The sequence below is a fragment of the Asaia bogorensis NBRC 16594 genome (assembly GCF_001547995.1).
Lineage (GTDB): Bacteria > Pseudomonadota > Alphaproteobacteria > Acetobacterales > Acetobacteraceae > Asaia > Asaia bogorensis.
In genome coordinates this window covers 2,448,825-2,470,730 of sequence record NZ_AP014690.1, presented here as the reverse complement: position 1 = coordinate 2,470,730, position 21,906 = coordinate 2,448,825, and the positions used below count along the sequence as shown (strand labels likewise).

Genomic DNA, 21,906 nt, shown 5'->3' with positions numbered 1-21,906 from the left:
AGGGTCAGCCGTGCTTCGGGACGAGATACAGAACGGCGAGAGGAGGAAGCGTCAGGACGAGTGAATGTTCCATGCCATGAGCAAATTCTTGCGATGCCATGACGGGATTGTCATGAACCACGCCAGAGCCACCCAGCTCGCTGCGGTCGGTGTTGACACGTTCGACCCATGCCCCACCACACGGCACGCCGATGCGATACTCATGATGGACCACGGGCGTCATGTTGCACACGACGAGAACAGGGTTAGCCCCCGGGGCCTGACGCAACCAGGCGAAAACCGTATTTTCGGTATCGTCTGCGATGATCCATCTGAAACCGTCATGGTGGTAATCATGAGCGCTGAGCGCCCGTTCCTCGCGATAGACCGCGTTCAGCAGGCCGACCGTATTGTGCATACCTTTGCCAAGGTGATCATGCAGGCGGTTCCAGGCGAGTTCGCGATCATTATGCCATTCTTCCCACTGGGCGAGCTCACCGCCCATGAAGAGCAGCTTCTTGCCCGGATAGGCCCACATCAGGGCGTAATAGGCGCGCAGATTGGCATGTCGCCGCCAATCATCACCCGGCATGCGCGACAAAAGGGATCCTTTGCCATGCACGACCTCGTCATGAGACAGCGGCAAAATGAAATGCTCGGTATAGGCATAGACCATGCCAAAGGTGAGGTCTGACCCATGATAGCGCCGCCATAGCGGATCCTGCTGCATGTAGCGCAGCGTATCGTGCATCCACCCCATATTCCATTTGAAGCGAAAACCCAGCCCACCGACCTCAGCAGGCGCAGTCACACCCGGCCAGGCCGTCGACTCCTCGGCAATCAGAGCAGCGTCATGGCAGTAATCGCGTATGATCCCGGAGAGCTCGCGCATGAAATTCACGGCCTCCAGATTTTCACGGCCGCCATAGACGTTGGGACGCCACTCGCCTTCCTTGCGGCTGTAATCGCGATAGAGCATGGAAGCCACTGCATCGACACGCAGGCCGTCGATGTGAAAATTTCTCAACCAGTAGAGCGCACTGCCGGTCAGGAAATTGCGAACCTCCGTGCGCCCGAAATTGTAAATGAGCGTATGCCAGTCCTGATGGTAGCCCTCCATCGGGTCGGAGTGCTCGTAAAGATGCGTGCCATCGAACAGGGCCAGCCCGTGGGCATCTGCCGGAAAATGCGCCGGTACCCAGTCCATGATGACACCGAGCCCTGCCTGATGGCAGCGGTCCACAAAGCGCGCGAATTCCGCAGGCGTTCCGTGGCGCGAGGTTGGCGCATACATGCTCAGAGGCTGGTAGCCCCACGAGCCCGAAAAGGGATATTCCGTGATCGGCATCAGCTCGATATGGGTGAAGCCAAGCTCGGTGACATAAGGAATGAGCTTGTCACCCAGATCATTCCAGCTCACATAGCCGGTCGGGCTGTTCAGGCGCTGCCATGATGGCACGTGCAGTTCATAAATCGAGATCGGTGCCTCGAGCGACTGCCGTGCCGCACGCTGCGCCATCCAGTCCTGATCCTGCCAGTCATGCTCGAGCGGTGGGGCAACGATCGAGGCTGTGGCCGGGGGGAGCTCGGCATAACGGGCATAGGGGTCCGCTTTGGCGGGCAGAATGACACCCCCTTGTGCCATGATCTCGAATTTGTAGCGCTCGCCAGATCCGATGCCCGGAACGAACAGCTCCCAGATGCCTGCGCTGTGGCGCAGGCGCATGGCATGACGACGCCCATCCCAGATGTTGAAATCGCCGATCACCGACACGCGATGGGCATTAGGTGCCCAGACGCTGAAGCGTACACCCGATACGCCGTCGATCTCACAGATATGGGCGCCCATGATCCGGTCGATATCGCGATGATTGCCTTCCGCGAAGAGATAGAGATCAAGATCGCCAATCAACGTGCCGAAGCTGTACGGGTCGTGCGTTTCCTGCCAGCCATCCGCCCATAGAATGCGCAGGCTGTAGCGTGTGGAGGTCGCGGCTATGGTCGCCTTGTAGATGCCGCGCTCATCGATGCGGTCCATTTTCTTTTCGAGCGGGGGCTTGTTCTTGCGTTCAGCCAGCAGTCTGACCTCGACGGCGTCAGGGTAGAACACGCGTACGACCCCGTTACGCCCTTCGCGATGGCGCCCAAGATAGGAAAACGGATCATGAGCGCGACCTTCGACGATCTCGTCGATCAGGGATTGCTCCTGAGGCTTGATGGCCCTGATGGTGGGCTGCGTGGTTTCTGTATCGGTCATGGGAAAGACGATCTCGCCTCAGGGAAGTGTGCAAGCGGTGAGGCTCACGGGCTGTAGGGCCCGCGAGCCATTCAAAGCTGGATACGGATGCGTGCGGTCAGGCGCTGGTTCCGAAACGGGGCAGATCGGTGCGGCCCAGACCGGGGTTGCGTGGCCGGCTCTGCGGCATTCTGGCTGTGCGAGTGAAAGACGTATTGGGGGCAAGCGGGATGCCCACATCGCTCAGTCGAGGCGCGATCTCCCCTTCGCCAATCAGGCGGGCCGGTGCGCGACCAGCCATTTCGAGAAGCAGTCGCGCATAATGGGCGGCTTTCCCATGCCACGACACATCATGGAGTGAGCCATTGCGTTGCAGACGCGCCCAGACTGATTTCTGGCGATAGAGCCTCTGAGCATGACGGATCGCGCGATACAACGCATCGCCCTGGGTTGGGGAGAACAGGATGCCATTGGCCACACCTTCCTCAATGGCCGCGGCATTAGCGTCCACAATCGTGTCGGTCAGGCCACCCACGCGTGCAGCGATTGGCACAGAGCCGTAACGGAGGGCATGAAGCTGCGTCAGGCCGCAGGGCTCGAAGCGGGAGGGTATGAGTGAGGCATCGACCGCAGAGTGCAGGCGGTGGCCGAGTACCTCATCATAACGCAAATGGCAGACGAGATGGCGCGGATAGCGCAGCTGCAGGGACCGGAAAGCCTGCATGATGTCATTGTCACCCACGCCTACGACGGCGAGCTGGATATTGGCCTGGAAGAGACGCGGCGCGATTTCGGCCAGGATATCCACACCTTTCTGGCGGGTGAGACGGCTCACGATACCCAGCAACATGGCGTTCGGGTCCTGCGGGAGGCCGAACTCTGCCTGGAACACGCGCTTGTTGGCACGACGGCCCGCGATGTCGCCAACCGCGTAAGGGAAGATCACCGCTGGATCGGTCAGCGAGTTCCAGTCATGGAGATCGATGCCATTGAGAATGCCATGCAGGTCATTCGCCCGCGTGCTGAGCAGACCCTCGAGACCCATGCCGTTTTCGGCCGTCTGGATTTCCTCGGCATAGGTGGGTGAGACCGTAATGAGCTTGTCTGCAAGCTGCAAACCGGCCTTGAGATATCCGAGCTTGCCGTAGAATTCGACCCCGTCGACTGAGAACGCCTGGTCGGGCAGACCGATGCGCGCAAGAAGATCGCGGGGAAAGAGCCCCTGAAACGCCATGTTGTGAATGACATGGGCAACCGGTGGTGCAGGCAGATTGTCGTAGCGTAGATAGGCACTCACCAATCCAGCCTGCCAGTCATGAGTCATGACAACGTCGGGCTGCCAGTTTGCAAGGCAACCCTGGGCAATGCAGGCCGCGACACGGGAGAGCACGGCAAATCGCATGTCATTGTCGGGCCAGTCCCGCCCGTCCGGACCCAGATAGGGGCCACCTGCACGATCGTAGAGATCGCTCGACTCGATTGCGTAGAGATGATGCCCGTGCGCTGTTCCCTCCCACAGGGTGACGCGATAGCCGAGCATGTCGTGGAACACATAGGCCTGCACCTTCTGGGTCAGAGCCTTCATGACTGCGGGATAGCCGGGCAGGATGGTGCGGGTGCGCACGCCATGATGACGCAGGGCGGTAGGAAGCGAGGCCGCCACATCGCCCAGCCCTCCGGTTTTGACGAAAGGAAACATCTCTGCCGTGACGGAAAGCAGCTGCAAATCCGTCGGAAGCGTAACGATCTGGTCTGACGGCATGGCGAGCCTCGTCTGGGAAATCGGGAAGAAATTGCAGAGCCATTTGGATGCTAATACTTGTGAAACGCTTCGCATCTGAAATCGTTAACCGCTCGCGTTTATGTTATCAGCACTTTCCCTTTCCATAGCGTTAGGCCCCTCGAACCCGGGTGCAGATAGGGAAAATGCCGGTCTAACGGGTCAGGATGGAAAGAAACTCATGAGTGATTCTTTTGCGAAACGCCTGAAGGAAGGAAGCCCCGCCGAGAGAGGCGCCGTCTATGACGGTAAGGGCGTCAATTTTGCCGTATTCTCCGCCAATGCAGAGGCGGTCGAGATCTGCCTGTTCGACCAGAACGGCGAGAAGGAAACAGACCGGATTCGCCTGCCGGAATATACAGATCAGGTTTTCCACGGCTGGGTCCCGGACCTGCGTCCGGGGCAGCTCTACGGCCTGCGTGTGCATGGCCCTTACGAGCCCGATGCCGGTCACCGCTTCAACCCGAACAAGCTCCTGCTCGACCCCTATGCGCGTGAGCATTTTGGCGAGATCGAATGGAATCCTGCGCTCTTTGGTTACCAGATTGGCCATGCCGACAAGGATCTGAGCTTCGATGAGCGTGACAGCGCAGCATACATACCGAAATGCGTGATTACCGATCCTGCCGCTCAGAACCTGCGTCCGCTGGGTACGCGCTGGTCAGATACGGTGGTGTATGAAACCCATGTCCGGGGCTACACCCTCAATCATCCTCGCGTTCCACGGCGCCTGCGCGGCACCTATGCAGGGCTGGCCAATCGCCATGTGATCGAGCACCTGAAATCGCTTGGCATCACGACAATCGAATTGCTGCCCATCCAGAGCTTCGTCGCTGATGAGTATCTGGTGAACAAGGGCCTTACGAATTACTGGGGCTACAACACGATCGGCTTTTTTGCCCCTGACACGCGCTATGCTGCGGATCAGGATGATGCCCTGACCGAAGTACGTCGCATGGTCGCCGCCTACCACGAGGCGGGCATTGAGGTTGTCATGGACGTGGTTTACAACCACACCGCAGAAGGCAACGAACTCGGCCCGACCCTCTCCTTCAAGGGGCTGGATAACGCGACGTATTACAGGCTCATGCCTGACAATAAGAGATTCTATATTAATGATACCGGTACTGGTAATACGTTCAACCTGACAAAAACTGCATCATTACAGTTTGTTGTTGATAGTCTGCGCTATTGGGCCAATGAAATCGGTGTGGATGGCTTCCGCTTCGATCTTGGCACCATCCTCGCGCGCGAGGTTGACGGGTTCGACAGTCAGTCGGGCTTCCTGCGCATTTGCCAGCAGGATCCGACCCTTACCCATCTCAAAATGATCGCCGAGCCCTGGGATATTGGTCCCGGCGGGTACCAGGTTGGCCAGTTTCCTCCCGGCTGGGCCGAATGGAACGATAAGTTCCGTGATACGGTGCGCGATTTCTGGCGCGGCGAGGCCAAGGCTGATGTATTGGCGCCGCGCCTGCTTGGCAGCCCTGACCTGTTCAACCATCTGGGTCGTCAGGCCTGGGCCAGTGTCAATTTTCTCACGGCTCATGATGGCTTCACGCTGTGGGACTGCGTCTCGTATAACGAGAAGCACAACGAGGCGAATGGAGAGGACGGCAAGGACGGCACGTCGGATAACCGCTCATGCAATTACGGCGTGGAGGGTGAGACGGACGATGCAGCCATCAACGAAGTGCGCTGGCGTCAGTGCCGCAACATGATGGCGACCCTGATCTTCTCGCAAGGCACCCCCATGATTGTGGCGGGGGATGAGTTCGGCAGAACCCAGGGCGGCAACAACAATGCCTATTGTCAGAATAACGACATCTCCTGGGTTGATTGGCGTCTCAGTGAAGGGGGGGCTCGTCTTTCCAAGTTCACCACGCGGCTTCTCGCGCTTCGTCGACGCTTCCCGATCCTGCGTCGCGCCCGGTTCCTGACCGAGGCCTATAATCCTGAACTCGACGTCAAGGAACTGACCTGGATCAGCGCGTCCGGTGGCGACATGCAGCAGGATGAATGGTCGCTGGCACAGTGCTTCGGGCTCATGCTGGATGGTCGGGCCCAGCCCAGCGGTATCATGCGTCGCGGCGCTGATGCCACGCTCTTGCTCATCCTCAATAGCTGGCACGATGTGGTGGAGTTCACGCTGCCGAAGGCAGAAGGAGACGAATGGAAGCTGCTGCTGGACACCAACCGGCCAGATGACGGCGAGGCGCTGGAATCCGAGTTGTTTGAGCAGGAGCAGGTTTATACCGTGACAGGGCGCTCGGTTCTTCTGTTCGAACTGATCACCAAACCTGAAGCAAGCTGAGCCTTCTTTGGCCTGGAAACTGATGATGGACGGTGCCTCTGGGGCGTCTGTCCATCATCAGTATTTGTATGTGTGAGCGTGGCTGTTGCGAAAGGCCTTTCCATCCTGCGCAATCACACAGGCATGTCACGATTATCGGCGATAGCCTCCATCGAAAGATAGGAGGTGACGGTGTCCAACTCTACCTTGCTGATAAGCATCTGATAGATGCGGTCGAATGCGTTCATGTCCTTGGCGACGACCTTGAGCATGTAGTCGTAATCACCCGCCAGACGGTGGAAATCCACGATATTGGGTATGGCCAGAACGGCCTCGCGAAACTGGCTCAGCCATTCGCGTGAGTGGTAGCGTGTACGTACCATCACGAATACCGTAACACCCAGCCCTATGGCCGTTTGCGACAGGCGGACGGTTTCTCCCTCGATTACACCGCTGGCTCGAAGCGCATTCAGACGGCGCCAGCAGGCATTCTGCGACAATCCGACCTTTTCGGCCAGACCCCGCTGGGAAAGCGATGAATCCTGTTGGAGGGCTCGGACGATGGCGCGGTCTATCTGATCCATGAAACCGAGAAAAACAGATCATTTGATAGAAATAAAGCATAATTTGAGATGAAATAGGGTGAGTTTTCCACCATTCCATCGCTCTATCCTGTGTTCATCCGATCACAGGAGCCATTACCATGCTGAACCCCGATACCTGCCTCGATGATTTTGCCGTTTCTCTGAAGGGCGAAGAGGGGCTGGCAGGGCTTCGCAAAGGGGTCATTGGTGAGGGTGTGCCTGTGCCGGGGCCGTTTGGCGACCATCCGCTGCTCTATGCCGATTACGTGGCATCGGGACGTGCGCTTCAGCAGGTCGAAAGTTTCGTCCTCACGCAGGTTCTGCCCTACTACGCCAATAGTCATACCCAAGCGTCCTATTGCGGGCGCATGATGACAAGGCTGCGCGCCTCAGCGCGCGCTCATATCGCCCGGCTCTGCAAGGCAACGGAGGCGTACAGCGTTGTTTTCACCGGCTCAGGTGCGACGTCAGGCATCAACCGTCTCGTCAGCCTTATGGGCGTTACACAGGCCGTCGCTGAAGGCAGAAAACCGCTCGTTCTGATCGGGCCTTACGAGCATCACTCCAACATTCTCCCGTGGCGCGAAAGCGGGGCGGAAATCATCGAGATTGGCGAGGCCGTGCAAGGTGGGCCTGATGTGGCAGAGCTCGCCCGCGTGCTGGAATCCCTTACCCCGGGACGACTGGTGGTGGCAGCCTTTTCAGTAGCCTCGAATGTGACCGGCATCCTGACCGATGTCGCGGCCATCACGACCCTGCTCAATGCGCATGGCGCGCGTTCGGTCTGGGACTATGCGGGCGGTGGGCCGTATCTCGCCATCGATATGGCAGCGGGAACGCCTGCCCAGATCGATGCGGTGGTCGTATCACCCCACAAATTCGTCGGCGGGCCCGGTGCTTCGGGTGTAATGATCGTTCGTGATGCTGCCGTGGCCATCACACGTCCGAGCCTGCCCGGTGGTGGGACGGTGCGTTTTGTCTCGCCCTGGGGGCATGATTACTCCGATCGCGTGAGCGACCGTGAGGAAGCGGGAACACCCAATGTGGTGGGCGATATCCGTGCGGCGCTGGCATTTTTGGTGAAGGACGCCATCGGTCAGGATTTCATGGATGAACGTCATGCCGAACTGCGCGCGCGGGCGCTGAAGGCATGGGGCGACGTGGCAGAGATCGAACTGATCGGTGCCTCACCCGACAAGCCGGCTCTGCCGATTTTCTCCATGCGCATCCGCGATCATCAGCGCGGCGGTCATATCCATCAGCAGCTTTTCACCCGCTTGCTGTCCGATTGCTACGGTATTCAGGCACGTGGCGGCTGTGCCTGCGCCGGGCCCTATGCGCATCGTCTGCTCTCCATCGATGAGCCTGCCTCGGCAATCCTGCGTCGCGAGATCCTGTCGGGTCATGAAATCGAAAAGCCCGGCTGGACCCGGCTGAACTTCAGCGTTCTGATGAGCGACGAGAAGGTTGATCGGGTCATCAACGCGGTGGCGACGCTTGCGCGACAGCCATACCCGATGGCCGATATCTATCGCTGCGACGAGCAGACAGCCCGCTTCGAAGCGCTCTCAGCCTGAAGGATGGCCTCTGCGGGAGCGAACAAGGCAAACCCTGTGTCCCGCCAGGCTCTGACCCGGCGGGACGGTCGTCAGGATATCAGGCGTCCTCTTCGGTCTCGTTCTGGGCAATCTGAAAGGCCCCGGCATTGAGCTTCGAGGCGGCATGATGCCCCAGCGATACCGCGCCAAGGCAGAGCACGGCTGAAAGAATGATGTTGAGCATGGCGCGGCCCCATGCATCGGCACGCATCAGATCCAGTGTCTGGAGGCTGAATGACGAGAAGGTGGTGTACCCTCCGCAAATCCCGACCATGACAAAGAGCCGCATGTTTTCTGAAACGGGAAAGCGGCCATGGGCGAGCGTCAGCGTACCGAAAAAACCGATGACGAACGACCCGACCGTATTGATGGCCAGGATCGTGCCCCACGGCATGGAGCGGCTATAGGGCGCGGTCGCGACAGAGACGAGATAGCGCCCCAGCGTGCCAAGGGCCCCGCCAAGCATGACGAAAAGACAGGCAGTGAAGGACATGAGGGGGAATAGCTCCGGTCTGGTTCGTCGGGATCACCGCCTTATCATAGCGTGGCCGAGGCTTACAGGGCTGTCTCGCGCGGCATGACCTTCCTGAGCCGGTACAGGCCCAGCGTCTCGATGCTTGCCCCTGCGCCCGTCGCCTCAAGCTTGAGGAAGCTGAGCGGGTTGGCCGGAAAGAGCAAGGCGGTTCCAACCGAAAGGCCACCATTGGCGAAGACCTCAAGCGTGCAGGCATCAAGCACCAGACGTATGTCGAAATGGCGGTCATCGGCATTGAGAGGGGTTGAGAACTGCCCGGTAAAGAAAGGCTGCTTGAAACCGTTGAGATCGGCCCGGTCAATCCAGAGCTGACCGCTGAAGGCGTCAAACCCAACGGTCAGGTTCTCGCCCATATCATTGCCGAACACGATAACGAACCGACCTGTGCGCCCCTTGTCCCCCAGCGGCAGATTAGGGGGCATCTGGTCAACGGTCGCACTCAGGACCAGTTCGAGCGCCACGCCTTGCGGGAGGGGCACCGAGGCACTGGCACCGGCGGCCAGACGCTGACAGGTGAAAGCGATGGGCGCTTCACGCAGCGTTTCCAGCCCTCTCGGGGCCTGGGCGAGGCGCAGCCAGCCGGCTGAGTCATGGCGCAGTGTCATGAGCCGGGGCAGGGTCATGCAGCCGCGCCAGCTTTGTGTCGGGAGTTCCTGACAGTATTGCCAGTTGCCGAGCCAGGCGATGGAGACGGCCTGCTTGCCCGGCATGTTCTGGTAACATTGAAGGGCATAGGCATCCTTGGCAAAATCCGTCAGCCCGATCACGGTGTCATCGGGGGTGAAGCGACTGCCATCGAAGCTGCCAACGAAATACTGGGTGATGCTGCCCCCCGTCGGCCCACCGGGATTGACCGAGATGAACAGAACCCAGCGTGACCCGCCGCCTTCAACGGGAATCTCGATCAGATTGGGGCATTCATAATCGACGCCATACAGGCCGGACGGGCCGAAATCGCTGAGATGCACCCAGTGTCGGAGATCGATGGAGGCGTAGAATGCAATCTGATGCAGGCGTGACTTTGCAACCACCATGACCCATTGCCGGGTAGGTTCGTGAAAGATCACCTGCGGATCACGAAATGAGTTGCTGCCGATATCGAGCACCGGATTCTGGGCGATATCGTGGAAACTCTGCCCCCCGTCCTCACTGATCGCGAGATATTGCGACTGCTTCTTGGGCGTGGCGCGGGTGTAGAGGGCAACCAGTCCACCTTGCCCCTCCTTGAACAGGCCTGAACTGTTCTGTGCGTCCAGCACGGCGCATCCAGTATAGGCCTCGCCAGCCGGTGTTTCATTGAGCGCAATCGGCTGGTCCTGCCATGACAACAGATCCTTGCTCGTCGCATGCCCCCAATGCACGTGACCGGCATAGGGGGCAAGGGGGTCATATTGATAATAGAGATGAAAAACCGATCCATCATGAATAAGCCCGTTGGGGTCGTTCATGAAACCGCTCTCGGGTGAGAAATGGATCGTGGGGCGATAGAGGGCATCGCTTTGCGTGCGAATGACCGGATGGGCGGTGGCTCCTGGCTGGTCGGCAGGGGAGGGATGCGAGGCGTTCGGCTCGGCCTTTCTTTCCTTGTCCGGTGCCTTGGGTGCCGCCACAGGGCCGGGCGCGGCCTGCGCCAGTGCCGTTCCCATCAGGCCACCTCCGGTCGCGACAAGCGAAGCGAGGGCCCGTCGGCGGCTCAATCCGGGGAAAACGGGACGCTCGGTCATCATAACTCTTTCTGTCGGCATTGGAGGAAGGCCGAGGTGCCCCCCGATGGAAAACCAGCATAGGTCAGCGATGGCGCAGCGCCAAACCGGGTCCCTACGCAGTGCCTTGGGTGAATGCGGTGCCTGCCCACAGAGGCTCGCGCCCAGATCAAAAATCACGGAGTGGTGTTCTGCTCACGCAAAAAATCATCGGATTTTGTGAATAATAGATCTATTTCATGAGACGACGTCGTTATATCTAACAGTTCTGTCATGTTCGCGTATCGTTGGAGCATGTCGGGACCTGCAAGGAATGACGATATGGCACAGGCACTGGTTCTGGAAGAGCGTAGCAAACTGTCGCTGCGGGACATTGCCCTAGATGACACGCTTGGCCCTGATGATGTGCGTATTGCCATCCATACGGTCGGGATCTGCGGGAGCGATGTGCATTACTATACGCATGGTGCCATCGGGCCGTTTATCGTGCGCGAGCCCATGGTGCTCGGGCATGAGGCCTCGGGGACCATCACCGCGCTGGGCAGCCGCGTCTCGGGGCTGAAAATCGGTGACCGTGTGTGCATGGAGCCGGGCATTCCTGACCCGCAATCGCGTGCCTCCCGTCTGGGGCAGTATAATATCGACCCTGCAGTGCGCTTCTGGGCAACCCCGCCTGTGCATGGTTGCCTGACCGCCTCTGTCGTGCATCCGGCGGCTTACACGTACAAATTGCCTGATCGTGTGAGCTTTGCTGAAGGGGCGATGGTCGAGCCGCTGGCGGTCGGGGTTCATGCCTGCGTCAAGGCGCGCCTGCAGCCCGGCGACGTCTGTCTTGTTACAGGAGCAGGGCCGATCGGGATCATGACAGCGCTTGCGGCGCTGGCCTCCGGGGCAAGCCAGGTTTTCATCAGCGATTTCTCGGCCCCCAAACTCACTATCGCCGGGGCTTATCCCAATATTGTGCCGATCAATCTGGCAGAAGGGAAAGCAGCAGAGCGCATTGCCTTGCATTGCGGCGAGGGCTGGGGGGTTGATGTCACGTTCGAGGCGAGCGGTTTCGAAAGCGCCTATGACGATGCGATAGCCTGCACGCGCCCCGGTGGCCGTCTCGTTCTGGTCGGCATGCCGCCGCGCAAGGTCGCTTTCGATATCGTGGCGGCTCAGGCGAAGGAGCTGAGCATGGAGACGATCTTCCGCTATGCCCATGTCTATGATCGCGCGATTGCCCTGATTGCCTCGGGCAGTATCGACCTTAAGCCGCTTGTCTCCGGTACTTATCCCTTCGGTGACGCCATCGCCGCCTTTGAGCGTGCGGCAGAGGGGCGCGCCGAGGATGTCAAATTGCAGATCACGCTCTGACGCGCCGCCATTTCCCCTGAGCGAGACAACAACGTGCTGTCTTCTGCGCATAATCCGAGAGTGCCGAGACGACCATCGGGTGGCGTTGGGCGTGGGGCCGTCAATCCGGCCGTGCTCGAACTCATCCCGGAGCGGAAATCGTTCAGTTTCCGCTGGCATCAGCACGATTATCCGGCGGCGATTGCCCGCTGGAACCATCACCCGGAATATGAGCTCCATCTGATCACGTGCGGGACCGGCAGGGCAATGATCGGTGATTATATTGGCCCTTTTGAAGCCGGTCAGCTGGTGCTTGTCGGCCCCGATCTGCCTCATGCATGGTTCAGCCCGCTTGCTGAAGGGGAGGTGCTGAAAGGCCGTGATGTGGTGCTTCAGTTCAGCCAGAGCTGGATAGAAGGGTTGATCGCCCTCTGCCCTGAACTCGCGGGCCTGACGCGCCTGCTGGCTGATGCCCGCTACGGCGTTGAGTTTACGGGCGCGCAAGCCCTCGCCAACGGTCTTGCGCTCAGAAATCTCGGTGGCCCAGTTGGGGAGTCCATGGGCGAGCAGCCTTGCACGCCGGATGGTTCGACCGATGACACGATGGAGCGTGCTGCCGCTGATAGCGGTGTGCGTCTGGCTAATTGCATCGCCCTGATGGCGCGTCTTGCAGCTTCCCCCTGGAGGCGCCTTTCCGGCAATTGCCAGAAAATGCAGGACCCCCTCGCACAGGGGGGCTCGGGCGCCGTCAGGATCAACCAGCTGGTTCGTGCGCTTTTATCTGCCGATCCGGCAACGTTGCGCCATGAAGATATTGCCGCCTCTCTGGGTATGACGGCATCGGGTTTCTCGCGCCAGTTTCGCGCGGTCACCGGTGAGACATTCATGAGTTTTGTGCAGCGTTTGCGCATCGATCATGCCTGCCATCTTCTGAGCACCACACATGATGCGATCACGGTGGTCTGTCTCGAGGCCGGTTTTGGCAATCTCTCGAATTTCAACCGGGTTTTCCTAAGCCTGCGTGGCTGCACGCCGCGACAGTTCCGGCACCACTCGCACCAGATTACCGCCCCCTGTTTTCCCGGGTGCCACAAGGCGCCTCTTCCCGAAGGATCGACCCTGTCATGAACGCTCTCTCGAACCGCTTTTCGCTTGAAGGAAAGATTGCCGTCGTGACCGGCGCCTCACGCGGCCTGGGGGTCACGATCTGTGAGACCCTGAGCGCAGCTGGCGCCGATATCGTGGCTGTGGCGCGTGACGAGGCCCTGCTGGAAGAAACACGAACCCGCGTAACGGCGAATGGACGTGAATGTCTGGCACTGGCCGCAGATCTTCTGGATGCCGAGGCCGCCGAGGCAGTAACGGCCCGGATCAAATCGACGCTAGGTGACGCGACGATCCTGGTCAATAACGCGGGCATGAGCATCCCGCGCTCGCTGACCGAGCAGAGCGTTGAGGAATGGGATTCCATCCTGAACCTCAACCTGCGTGCGCCCTGGCTTATGGCCCGTGCGCTTGCACCTGGCATGATTGCCGCCAAGGCAGGCAAGATCATCAATATCAGCTCGATGGCCAGCGGTGTGGCGCTCGTCGATCATGGTCCCTATGTCGCGTCGAAAGCCGGGTTGAACGGCCTGACCAAGGTGATGACCGCTGAATGGGCCCAGCATAACATCCAGGCCAATGCGGTCTGTCCTACCGTGGTCTGGACGCCCATGGGCGAGCGCGTATGGGGGGAGGGGGACAAGCTTCAGCGTTTCCTGGAAAAAATCCCCGCAGGCCGTGTGGCCACGCCGCAGGAAGTGGCCGATCTGGTGCTTTATCTTGCCGCGCCCGCCTCAGGCATGATCAATGGGCAGGAGATCTTTGTCGATGGCGGTTATACCGCGCTGTAAGGGGTGTCACAGGGCTCGTTATCATCCCCATGGGAGAAACGGGTCCCGCAAATCGGCATAAAGACCGGGATCGAAAGCGCCGGTATTGGGCGGTGTGATCAGGCACGCGTCAAGCGCCTGACGCAAGGCGGCCTCGTTCAGGTTGGCACCGATAAAAACGAGCTCCTGTCTGCGGTCACCATAGCAATGGTCCCATAGCGCATCGAGTGTTTGCCGCCATTCAGGATCGGTCGGCCAGTCTGCCGCAGGGATACTTGCCCACCAGCGCCCGGCGGCCTGGTTGCGCGCCAGCGAGCCGGCAATACTCAGCTCTCCCACCCAGTCGGGGCGGGTCGCCAGCCAGAAATACCCCTTGGCGCGCACAAGCCCCGGCCATGAGCGGGCGATCAGTGAAGCGAAGGCTTCCGGCTCGAATGGTCGCTGGGCGCGATAGACGAAGCTGGTCACGCCATAGGCGTCGGTCTCTGGCGCATGCATGTGCGGGTGATAGAGTTCCTGAAACCAGCGGGCATGGCGATGGGCCCGCTCGAAATCGAAAAGGCCGGTATCAAGCACCTCCCGCGAGGCAAGACGGCTTTCCGAGGTTTCGATCACCCGGGCCTCGCTATTGAGGGCGTTGATGATGGAGCGTGCGACCCGGCGCTGCGCCTCGCTTGCCGTATCGATCTTGTTGAGCACGATGACATCGGCAAATTCGATCTGCTCCGTCAGAAGATCGACAAGGCTGCGGTGGTCATCCTCGCCAGCGCTCTCACCCCGCTCATGCAGGAAATCGGTGGAGGAGAAGTCATTGAGCAGATTGACCGCATCGACCACCGTCACCATCGTATCGAGCCGCGCCACGTCGCTCAGACTATGCCCTGCCTCGTCACGAAACTCGAATGTGGCGGCAATGGGCATAGGCTCTGCAATGCCTGTTGATTCAATCAGCAGGTAGTCAAAGCGATCAAGAGCGGCAATGCGGCTGATTTCCGTCAGAAGGTCGTCGCGAAGCGTGCAGCAGATGCAGCCATTGGTCATCTCAACGAGGTTTTCCTCTGCACGCGTCAGATCGGCATGGCCCGCGCGAATGAGTGCGGAATCGATATTCACCTCACTCATGTCATTGACGATCACCGCTATCCGCAAGCCTTCGCGGTTATGCAGCAGATGGTTCATCAGCGTGGTTTTCCCTGCGCCGAGATATCCTGAGAGTATGGTCACCGGCAGGCGCGTGTCACGGTCTCCCTTATTGGTCGCGAGGGTTTCGGCGGTCTCGGCGGAAAGATGAGCGGGGGAAAGGCTGGATGAATCGGGCATGAGGCGCTCGGGGCAAGGGAACGGGGAAGGATTGAAATCTTTGCTAGAACTGTTATGTTATAACATAACTTACTCTGAGGGCCACCCATGATTGCTTCCTGCCCGACGCGACGTATCCTCGCCTTCCGTAAAAGCCCGCTGGCGGTCACACTCCCTTCCGGCGACCTGACGACGCTGCCACTGGGCTTGCACGCAGAGGTGCGCGATGCGGCCTATCGCTACCTTGCGACCCGTCCCGCCGTGATTGTGCTGCGCGGTACGCGTGATGAGTTGGGGGTGAAGCTGGCCGATGCCTTGCAGGGCACGTTCGACGCCTTGCGCGAGGATATCATGTCGCTTGTGTCGCTCTACGCCGATATGACGGGGCACTCTGTCATGCGGGTCAGGCTTGAGCGGATCGTGACGGATAGCTGCCGCAAATTCCATGTCGATCACCTCGCCTTGCGTCTGTTGCGCAGCTATGTCGGGCCGGGCGTGCAATGGACACGCGATGACGGCGCCCACATCGAGGATACCCCGCCAGGGGCGGTTGTCTTTCTGGCAGGGACGGCCCATCCCGACTGGTCCGATCAATGCACGGTGCGACATCGGTCTCCACCGATGACAGCGGCACAGCTTCAGGTCGGGGGAAGGCTGCTGCTGACGATTGACGAGACTGCGTTGGGGCATGACGGTCTGATCGATGCCTGCTGCGAAGAGGATCATGGCACAGTTGATCGCGGCCTGCCCCCGCAGGACGGGTACGCGCCGGACGATGATGCGGGGTTGCATGTTCGCCATTGAGAGCTGGCCCGACGGGCAGGATATGCTGCACGGGATGGCTTCCCTGTCAGGCCAGGTTCCCCATGTCCGCGCCGGTAATCTGGAGGACACACTGGCAAGCCTGACCCGTCAGGATCTCGATATGGTCATCTGGACGCGCCAACCTCCACAGAGCTGGGTGGATGCCATGAGAGAGGCCTTGCCGCCTCTGGAGCCGCTCTCGCTCTCAGGAACGGTCGAACAGGTGATGCAGGCGGCTCAGGCTCTTGTTTCGGAGGAAGGATATCCGGATTTTCTGGCAGAGGACCTTGCCCATTGTGCGTCGCTTGCCGCGGCCCTCTCGGGATCGAACCGGATCAGTCTGGTTCTCACCACGGGCGTGGCCGGGGGGCAGCCTGAGCCGGGAGGGCGTCTGTCGCTGTTCTGCGCCTATGGTCATGATGAAGCCGGCTGGAATTCGGGCAAGCCCTTCACAGGTCCGCGCCTCACCCGGTTCGCGCCGTTCAGTCTAGCTTTCATGCCAGTCCGGGATGAAAGTCGGGTGAGGATCGATCTGGACAAGGCCTCGCTCGGCGTTGTGCTGTTCCTGCGTGCCGACTGAGGGCCCAGCGTCAGGGGGTGATCAGAGCGAGATCTTTCCCTGACGATGCAGTGTCTGGATGCGGTCGGCGGTGCGCAGGGCAATGGCGGTGATGGTCAATGAGGGATTGACGCCCCCTGTGGTCGGGAAAATCGACCCGTCGCAGATCCACAGATTGGGGACATCCCAGCTGCGACAATCGGCATCAACCACCGATGTTTCTGCCGAAAACCCCATCCGCGCCGTTCCTGCCAGATGGTTGGTATCGTTCTCCTGACGCCAGATATCCTGTGCGCCAATGAGTTCGAGTGAGCGCTGCATTTCGCCCAGAGCGTGCTGGATCATGACCTTGTCGTTATCCTGCCAGCCATAGGTGATACGTGTGATGGGCAGGCCATACTGGTCTTTCTCATCAGCCAGCGTGACGCGGTTATTCATGCTGGGGAGCATTTCCCCTACCATCTTGAGGCCGACCTGATGGTTATAATCCATCATTTTCTGGCGCAGCGCCTCGCCCCACAGCCCGCGCGATGAGGAAACGGCAGAGGACCATTCCAGCGGCAGGGGACCCTGGGCCATCCAGCAATACCCGCCAAAGAAATCCTTCTTGTCCTCATAGTTCCAGTGCTCAGTGATGGTTAGAGAGGGCGGTCCCTTGTTCCAGCGCACCGTCTCTTTCATCTTGCCATAAACAGCCTGATTGGATTGAACCATGAGGTTGCGCCCCACATAACCCGACCGATTGCCGAGCCCTTGCGGAAAGCGGTCTGTGGCCGAGTTGAGCAATAGTCGCGGCGTCTCGATGGCATAACCGGCAACGATGACCTGTTTCGCCTTCTGGAAATGCCACGTCCCTTCGCGATGATAATGCACACCGGTCGCGACACCCTGCGCATTGGTCTCTATGCGTCCCACCATGGCAAGATCGCGAATCTCGGCACCGGCCTTCAGGGCACGGGGAATATAGGTCACAAGCTGGCTCTGTTTGGCGTTGGTCGAGCACCCGACACGACAGAAGCCACGATAGACGCAAGAGGGGGAGTCGCCGCGCGGTGCCGAGACCGTGGCGAGAGGCGTTTCAGACCATTGATAGCCCATCGCCTCGGCACCACGCGCAAGCCACTCCGCCGCGCCGCCAATTTCATGCGCACGATAGGGATAGCGTGGCCGTTTTGGCCCCCAAGGGTAGGAAATCGGCCCGGCAATGGCGAGGTCGCGTTCAGCCTTGTCGTAATACGACCACATCTCGCGCCAATCGAGCGGCCAGTCGACCGCATAGCCCAGCTTGGTGCGTGACTGGAACCATTCGGGCCTGAATCGTAATGAAACCATAGCGAAATGGACTGTTGAGCCGCCAACGGCCTTGCCGCTGTTATTGCTGCCCATCTTGATCGGATTTGCCCCGTCGATCAGCCGTTCATCGGTCCAGTAAAGCTGGCTCTGACTGGTCTCGTCAGAGGCAAAATCCTCAAGCGGCCTGAAATACGCGCCCGCATCGAACCCGATGACTGAATAACCCATCTCAGCCAGACGGGCGATGAGGGGACCGCCACCCGCCCCGGTGCCAATCACCACGAAATCCACCGGCTCATTCTGCGCATATTCGCGCATAGGCACCCATTCGCCCTTGCGAAAAACATCCGGTGCGCGGCCATTAATGGCGCGCGGTGTGAGCAAGGGATTATCGGACATGACGGTTTTCCTTGCGCACTTTCTCGACCGTTTCGGGCGTGGCTTCGATCGCCTCCCAAGGGTCGCGGCGGTCATTCTGCATACGGACGTAGCCCCGTGGGCTTGCTGGACCCCCAAACCCGATTTCGCTCCAGGCAGTGGGATGGGCGTAATAGGCGGAGAGGATATCGGTCAGCACATGTCCATTGAAGAAAAGCTGCATCTGCTCAGCGCTCCACCCGGCATGGCCCAGACGACCGGCCCCGGCTTCGCGCATCAGGTTTTCCTGATCGGCAGCGGATAGAAGGTGGAATGAGGCATTGTGGCGTGCGCGGGCTTCGGCTTCGAATACCGCCAGGCCGCTCTTCCATGTTTCGCGCTGGGGGGGCAGGGCTGCATCGCGAAAACCGGGGCGCTCATCTTTGAGCAACTTCTGGTCAACATAGGCAGCAAGCGGAACGGGCGCGCGATCATTCGGCTGGGGCATGACTCTGTCGCAAAGGGCGCAAAGCGTCAGCCATTCCGCCTGCTCCAGAAAGCGCGCCTCACGCGGTACAGCGAGGCGCTCGTCAATCACACGGCGCGTCGCATCGTTCCATGAAGGACCGAGGCGCTTATTGAGCACATCATAACCCGGATAGCGCTCAGACATCGCGGTCATCCTCCATCAGATCGAGCGCCGCGAGCCCGGCAAGCGCCAGTCCGGTGAAGGCGGGCGGGGCCGGAATAGGGGGGCCATTGAGCAGGTTCTGCTGGATGTTGCGCCAGCCATCCATGTCACGTCCGACGCCAATCGCATGAAAGACGGTGCCGGACACCCCCATGATGGCGGTAGCGCGCAGCCACCAGCGTGTCAGGCGACGGTCCGTCCGGGCATCGCCCAACGCAGCATGGGTGATGGCCACGGCAGCGGCAGGCGGCATGGCAACAGGCAGGACCATGAACGGGTCATGGAAACTCCCGCGGAAATGGAGCAACCCGGCCTCACCCGTTGTGCCGACCATGCCAGCGCCGGTGACCGCGCCGATGACGCGCCCTGCGGGCAGACCGAACAGTTTCGGCACGTCGCCCGGTTTTGTCTCGCGCACTCGTTCAGAGAAAAAACCGAGAAGGCCAGAGAGCCCTATGGCCATGGGCGCCCCGAGCGGCGCCCCGTAAAAGAGGTTCTGCCAGATGAATCGTCCCGGCTTCTGGACGACATTCCAGATGTGAAACCCGGTACCCACCAACCCCACGAGCCCTGTCAGGGCATAAACCCCGTCGCGGACCAGATGCGCATGAGCGCGTCTATCCGCCGTACCATGCGCCGAGACGGCGAGGGCGAGGGCCGAGGTAACAAGGGGGGTGTACATCGCCTTGTTTGCAAAATCGCCCCGGTAATGTTCGACGGCACTGTCGAAAAAAACCGAAGCGGCCAGTGTGCCCGCGGAACGGTTGAGGCGTCTTGCGGCGAGATTGGCGCGATCCGCCGAGGGAGGCGGCTCTGCCGCAAGGGCAGGGAGGGCGGATTTCCGGCTCATGCGCCCGCCTCGCGTTGCGGCAGCGAAGGCCGCCGCTGTGAGCGCGCCGGTCAGGCCGAGGGCCCAGCCGACCGCGCCACGCGGGCCACTATAACGCGGCATTCAGGATTTCTTCGAAGGCAGGAACGTGGCCAGCATTTCCTTCGCTGACCCACGGATGACATCGAGCAGTTCGGGTTCGGTCGGCAGGGAAGAGAGGAAAGCTTTGGCCTGTTGCAGGGTGATGTGCGGTGGCAGGGGCGGCACGTCGGGATCGGTGCGGGCTTCGAGGATAACGGGTCGATCCGCGTTCAGGGCCTCTTCCCATGCACCGGCAATTTGATCGGGGTGATCGACCAGAATACCCTTGAGGTCGAGCAATTCGGCGTATTTGTGATACGGGAAATCTGGAATGGATTGCGTGGCGGTCGTCTTGCCCTCGCCAAGTTGGACGCGCTCCTCCCATGTCACCTGATTGAGGTCCTGGTTGTTGAGCACGAGAACGATCAGTTTCGGATTTTCCCATTGCTTCCAGTATTTGGAGATCGTGATCATCACGTTCAGGCCATTCATCTGCATCGCCCCGTCGCCCATGCAGGCAATGACGGTCCGTTCAGGAAAGGCCATTTTCGCGGCGACCGCATAAGGTGTGCCAGCTCCAAGCGAGGCAAGGCCGCCCGAGAGCGAGGCCTTCATGCCACGACGGATTTTCAGATCCCGCGCAAACCAGTTGGCGACCGAGCCTGAATCGGCGGTGATGATGGCGTTTTCAGGCAGACGGGGTGACAATTCCCAGAATACGCGCTGCGGGTTGATCGGGTTGGCGTCCGTCATGGCGCGGGCTTCGAGAACCTTCCACCACGTCTCGACTTCCTTCTCGATTTTTTCGCGCCAGCTCCGGTCGCTCTTGCGCTGCAAAAGGGGGATCAGGGCGCGCAGCGTTGCGGCGCTGTCGCCTTGTAGGCAGACTTCCATCGGGTAGCGCAGAGAGAGGTTGGAGCCGTTGATATCGATCTGCACGCCGCGTGCCTGACCCGGATTGGGCAGGAACTCGCTATACGGATAGGCCGAGCCCACCATCAGGAAGGTGTCACATTCCTTCATCAGGTCCCAGGACGGTTTGGTGCCGAGCAGGCCGAGTGAGCCAGTGACATAGGGCAGTTCGTCTGGCACAGCGGCCTTGCCCAGAAGCGCCTTGGCAATACCGGCGCCCAGCAGGTCGGCGATCGCAATCAGCTCATCCGTCGCTTCCAGCGCGCCTGCGCCGGCCAGAATGGCGACTTTCTTGCCTGAATTCAGAATTTCCGCGGCGGCCTGCAGGCCATGCATCTCTGGCACGGGGCTGATGACTGTCTCGCCAATGCCGGTATGGGTAAAGCCATGCGCCACAGGCGCTTCCTTGTAGGGCAGTTCCTGCAGGTCGTTGGGGACGATTACGATGGTAGGGGCACGTTTGTCACGGGCGATACGCACGGCGCGATCGATGGCGTGTCTCATCTGCGAAGGTTCGGTAACGGTAACGATATATTCCGAGCCGACATCTTTGCAGAGCGATTGCAGATCGACTTCCTGCTGGTAATTCGACCCGATACAGGTGCGCGCCTGCTGGCCCATGATGGCGACGACGCCCACATGATCGAGCTTGGCGTCATAAAGTCCGTTGAGCAGATGAATGGCACCCGGCCCCGAGGTGGCAAAGCAAAGCCCGACCTGACCAGTGAATTTGGCATGGGCGGAAGCCATGAACGCCGCCATTTCCTCATGGCGCACCTGAACATATTCCACACGCCCGGCATCGATCTCGCGCTGAAGCGCCACATCGATCCCGCCTGCACCATCACCCGGATATCCATAGGCCCTTTTCAGGCCCCATTCCTGAAGGCGTTTCCACATGAATTCGCTGACATTCATGGACATGGCTCTGATGCTCCGGCGATTGGCTGTGTGCCAGAGCAACGTCGCGTCAAGCGGGAATGTTCATTTTCATACTTTGTAAAATTATTTTATATTCATGAACCGGAATGATCAGAATTCGCTGTTTCCTGCGGTATCCGATGCTGAAAACGGGATGAACCGGGACAGGATAAGCGTGGTGTACGAGATGTCACTTTAACGTGACGACGCTGCAAAAGCGCGAGAAGCCTCCGGCCCCGT

At 59.9% G+C, this 21,906-nt stretch carries 17 protein-coding genes; 7 read left to right on the top strand and 10 right to left on the bottom strand.

Going from position 1 to position 21,906, the window contains the following annotated elements; translation table 11 throughout:
• Positions 1–4 precede the first annotated feature (4 nt).
• Positions 5–2,236, bottom strand: coding sequence for a 1,4-alpha-glucan branching protein GlgB (glgB, locus tag Asbog_RS10885; protein ID WP_083510837.1), 2,232 nt, complete (start codon positions 2,234–2,236; stop codon positions 5–7).
• Between the two features lie 97 nt (positions 2,237–2,333).
• The gene (gene glgA, locus Asbog_RS10880) at positions 2,334–3,977 is read right to left on the bottom strand and encodes a glycogen synthase GlgA (protein ID WP_062165156.1); all 1,644 of its coding nucleotides are present in this window, start codon (positions 3,975–3,977) and stop codon (positions 2,334–2,336) included.
• Between the two features lie 199 nt (positions 3,978–4,176).
• On the opposite strand from glgA, the gene glgX reads away from it, so the two are divergent.
• Positions 4,177–6,309 (top strand): glycogen debranching protein GlgX, encoded by a 2,133-nt coding sequence (glgX, locus tag Asbog_RS10875; protein ID WP_035444546.1) that lies wholly within the window; start codon positions 4,177–4,179, stop codon positions 6,307–6,309.
• A 113-nt stretch (positions 6,310–6,422) separates the two neighbouring features.
• Here glgX and Asbog_RS10870 read toward each other — a convergent pair whose 3' ends face one another.
• Entirely contained in the window at positions 6,423–6,872 is a 450-nt protein-coding gene (locus Asbog_RS10870) for an Lrp/AsnC family transcriptional regulator (RefSeq protein ID WP_062165155.1), read from the bottom strand.
• Positions 6,873–6,991: 119 nt separating this feature from the next.
• On the opposite strand from Asbog_RS10870, the gene Asbog_RS10865 reads away from it, so the two are divergent.
• The gene (locus Asbog_RS10865) at positions 6,992–8,449 is read left to right on the top strand and encodes an aminotransferase class V-fold PLP-dependent enzyme (protein WP_062165154.1); all 1,458 of its coding nucleotides are present in this window, start codon (positions 6,992–6,994) and stop codon (positions 8,447–8,449) included.
• A 79-nt stretch (positions 8,450–8,528) separates the two neighbouring features.
• On the opposite strand, the gene crcB is transcribed toward Asbog_RS10865, so the two are convergent.
• The gene (gene crcB / locus Asbog_RS10860) at positions 8,529–8,963 is read right to left on the bottom strand and encodes a fluoride efflux transporter CrcB (RefSeq protein WP_023979964.1); all 435 of its coding nucleotides are present in this window, start codon (positions 8,961–8,963) and stop codon (positions 8,529–8,531) included.
• Positions 8,964–9,025: 62 nt separating this feature from the next.
• A complete protein-coding gene (locus Asbog_RS10855) occupies positions 9,026–10,732 on the bottom strand; it encodes a glycoside hydrolase family 32 protein (protein WP_062165153.1) in 1,707 nt (568 codons plus the stop codon).
• Between the two features lie 297 nt (positions 10,733–11,029).
• Between Asbog_RS10855 and Asbog_RS10850 the strand changes: the two genes are divergently transcribed.
• Genes Asbog_RS10850 through Asbog_RS10840 form a run of 3 tightly spaced genes read left to right on the top strand, consistent with a single transcriptional unit; the run spans position 11,030 to position 13,941 of the window.
• Complete coding sequence (locus Asbog_RS10850) at positions 11,030–12,067, top strand: NAD(P)-dependent alcohol dehydrogenase (protein ID WP_062165152.1); 1,038 nt, start codon at positions 11,030–11,032, stop codon at positions 12,065–12,067.
• 33 nt (positions 12,068–12,100) lie between these two features.
• Positions 12,101–13,174 carry an AraC family transcriptional regulator gene (locus tag Asbog_RS10845; protein ID WP_146926345.1) on the top strand — a complete coding sequence of 358 codons (1,074 nt, stop codon included), beginning with the start codon at positions 12,101–12,103 and terminating at the stop codon, positions 13,172–13,174.
• Positions 13,171–13,941 (top strand): SDR family NAD(P)-dependent oxidoreductase, encoded by a 771-nt coding sequence (locus tag Asbog_RS10840; protein WP_062165150.1) that lies wholly within the window; start codon positions 13,171–13,173, stop codon positions 13,939–13,941. The genes Asbog_RS10845 and Asbog_RS10840 overlap by 4 nt, the downstream gene beginning before the upstream one ends.
• Positions 13,942–13,962: 21 nt before the next feature.
• Here Asbog_RS10840 and Asbog_RS10835 read toward each other — a convergent pair whose 3' ends face one another.
• Complete coding sequence (locus Asbog_RS10835; RefSeq protein WP_083510836.1) at positions 13,963–15,240, bottom strand: GTP-binding protein; 1,278 nt, start codon at positions 15,238–15,240, stop codon at positions 13,963–13,965.
• Positions 15,241–15,327: 87 nt separating this feature from the next.
• Between Asbog_RS10835 and Asbog_RS10830 the strand changes: the two genes are divergently transcribed.
• On the top strand, positions 15,328–16,023 hold the full coding sequence (locus Asbog_RS10830; protein WP_062165149.1) for a DUF1826 domain-containing protein: 696 nt from the start codon (positions 15,328–15,330) through the stop codon (positions 16,021–16,023).
• Complete coding sequence (locus Asbog_RS10825) at positions 16,010–16,603, top strand: DUF1826 domain-containing protein (protein ID WP_062165148.1); 594 nt, start codon at positions 16,010–16,012, stop codon at positions 16,601–16,603. The genes Asbog_RS10830 and Asbog_RS10825 overlap by 14 nt, the downstream gene beginning before the upstream one ends.
• A gap of 21 nt (positions 16,604–16,624) precedes the next feature.
• Here the strand turns inward: Asbog_RS10825 and Asbog_RS10820 are convergent, their stop codons facing one another.
• From Asbog_RS10820 to Asbog_RS10805, 4 genes are read right to left on the bottom strand one after another with little or no spacing between them, the layout of a single operon-like run.
• Positions 16,625–18,274, bottom strand: a complete 1,650-nt coding sequence (locus Asbog_RS10820) for a GMC family oxidoreductase (RefSeq protein ID WP_062165147.1) — start codon at positions 18,272–18,274, stop codon at positions 16,625–16,627.
• On the bottom strand, positions 18,264–18,905 hold the full coding sequence (locus Asbog_RS10815; protein ID WP_197669041.1) for a gluconate 2-dehydrogenase subunit 3 family protein: 642 nt from the start codon (positions 18,903–18,905) through the stop codon (positions 18,264–18,266). The genes Asbog_RS10820 and Asbog_RS10815 overlap by 11 nt, the downstream gene beginning before the upstream one ends.
• On the bottom strand, positions 18,898–19,875 hold the full coding sequence (locus Asbog_RS10810) for a hypothetical protein (protein ID WP_062165145.1): 978 nt from the start codon (positions 19,873–19,875) through the stop codon (positions 18,898–18,900). Before Asbog_RS10810 ends, Asbog_RS10815 begins: the two co-directional genes overlap by 8 nt.
• Positions 19,876–21,663, bottom strand: a complete 1,788-nt coding sequence (locus Asbog_RS10805; RefSeq protein WP_062165904.1) for a thiamine pyrophosphate-requiring protein — start codon at positions 21,661–21,663, stop codon at positions 19,876–19,878.
• Between the last annotated feature and the right edge of the window lie 243 nt (positions 21,664–21,906).

Coding starts and splice junctions, on each gene's coding strand:
- glgB (WP_083510837.1), bottom strand. CDS start 2,236: ATGACCGATACAGAAACCACGCAGCCCACCATCAGGGCCATCAAGCCT.
- glgA (WP_062165156.1), bottom strand. CDS start 3,977: ATGCCGTCAGACCAGATCGTTACGCTTCCGACGGATTTGCAGCTGCTT.
- glgX (WP_035444546.1), top strand. CDS start 4,177: ATGAGTGATTCTTTTGCGAAACGCCTGAAGGAAGGAAGCCCCGCCGAG.
- Asbog_RS10870 (WP_062165155.1), bottom strand. CDS start 6,872: ATGGATCAGATAGACCGCGCCATCGTCCGAGCCCTCCAACAGGATTCA.
- Asbog_RS10865 (WP_062165154.1), top strand. CDS start 6,992: ATGCTGAACCCCGATACCTGCCTCGATGATTTTGCCGTTTCTCTGAAG.
- crcB (WP_023979964.1), bottom strand. CDS start 8,963: ATGTCCTTCACTGCCTGTCTTTTCGTCATGCTTGGCGGGGCCCTTGGC.
- Asbog_RS10855 (WP_062165153.1), bottom strand. CDS start 10,732: ATGATGACCGAGCGTCCCGTTTTCCCCGGATTGAGCCGCCGACGGGCC.
- Asbog_RS10850 (WP_062165152.1), top strand. CDS start 11,030: ATGGCACAGGCACTGGTTCTGGAAGAGCGTAGCAAACTGTCGCTGCGG.
- Asbog_RS10840 (WP_062165150.1), top strand. CDS start 13,171: ATGAACGCTCTCTCGAACCGCTTTTCGCTTGAAGGAAAGATTGCCGTC.
- Asbog_RS10835 (WP_083510836.1), bottom strand. CDS start 15,240: ATGCCCGATTCATCCAGCCTTTCCCCCGCTCATCTTTCCGCCGAGACC.
- Asbog_RS10830 (WP_062165149.1), top strand. CDS start 15,328: ATGATTGCTTCCTGCCCGACGCGACGTATCCTCGCCTTCCGTAAAAGC.
- Asbog_RS10825 (WP_062165148.1), top strand. CDS start 16,010: ATGTTCGCCATTGAGAGCTGGCCCGACGGGCAGGATATGCTGCACGGG.
- Asbog_RS10820 (WP_062165147.1), bottom strand. CDS start 18,274: ATGTCCGATAATCCCTTGCTCACACCGCGCGCCATTAATGGCCGCGCA.
- Asbog_RS10815 (WP_197669041.1), bottom strand. CDS start 18,905: ATGTCTGAGCGCTATCCGGGTTATGATGTGCTCAATAAGCGCCTCGGT.
- Asbog_RS10810 (WP_062165145.1), bottom strand. CDS start 19,875: ATGCCGCGTTATAGTGGCCCGCGTGGCGCGGTCGGCTGGGCCCTCGGC.
- Asbog_RS10805 (WP_062165904.1), bottom strand. CDS start 21,663: ATGAATGTCAGCGAATTCATGTGGAAACGCCTTCAGGAATGGGGCCTG.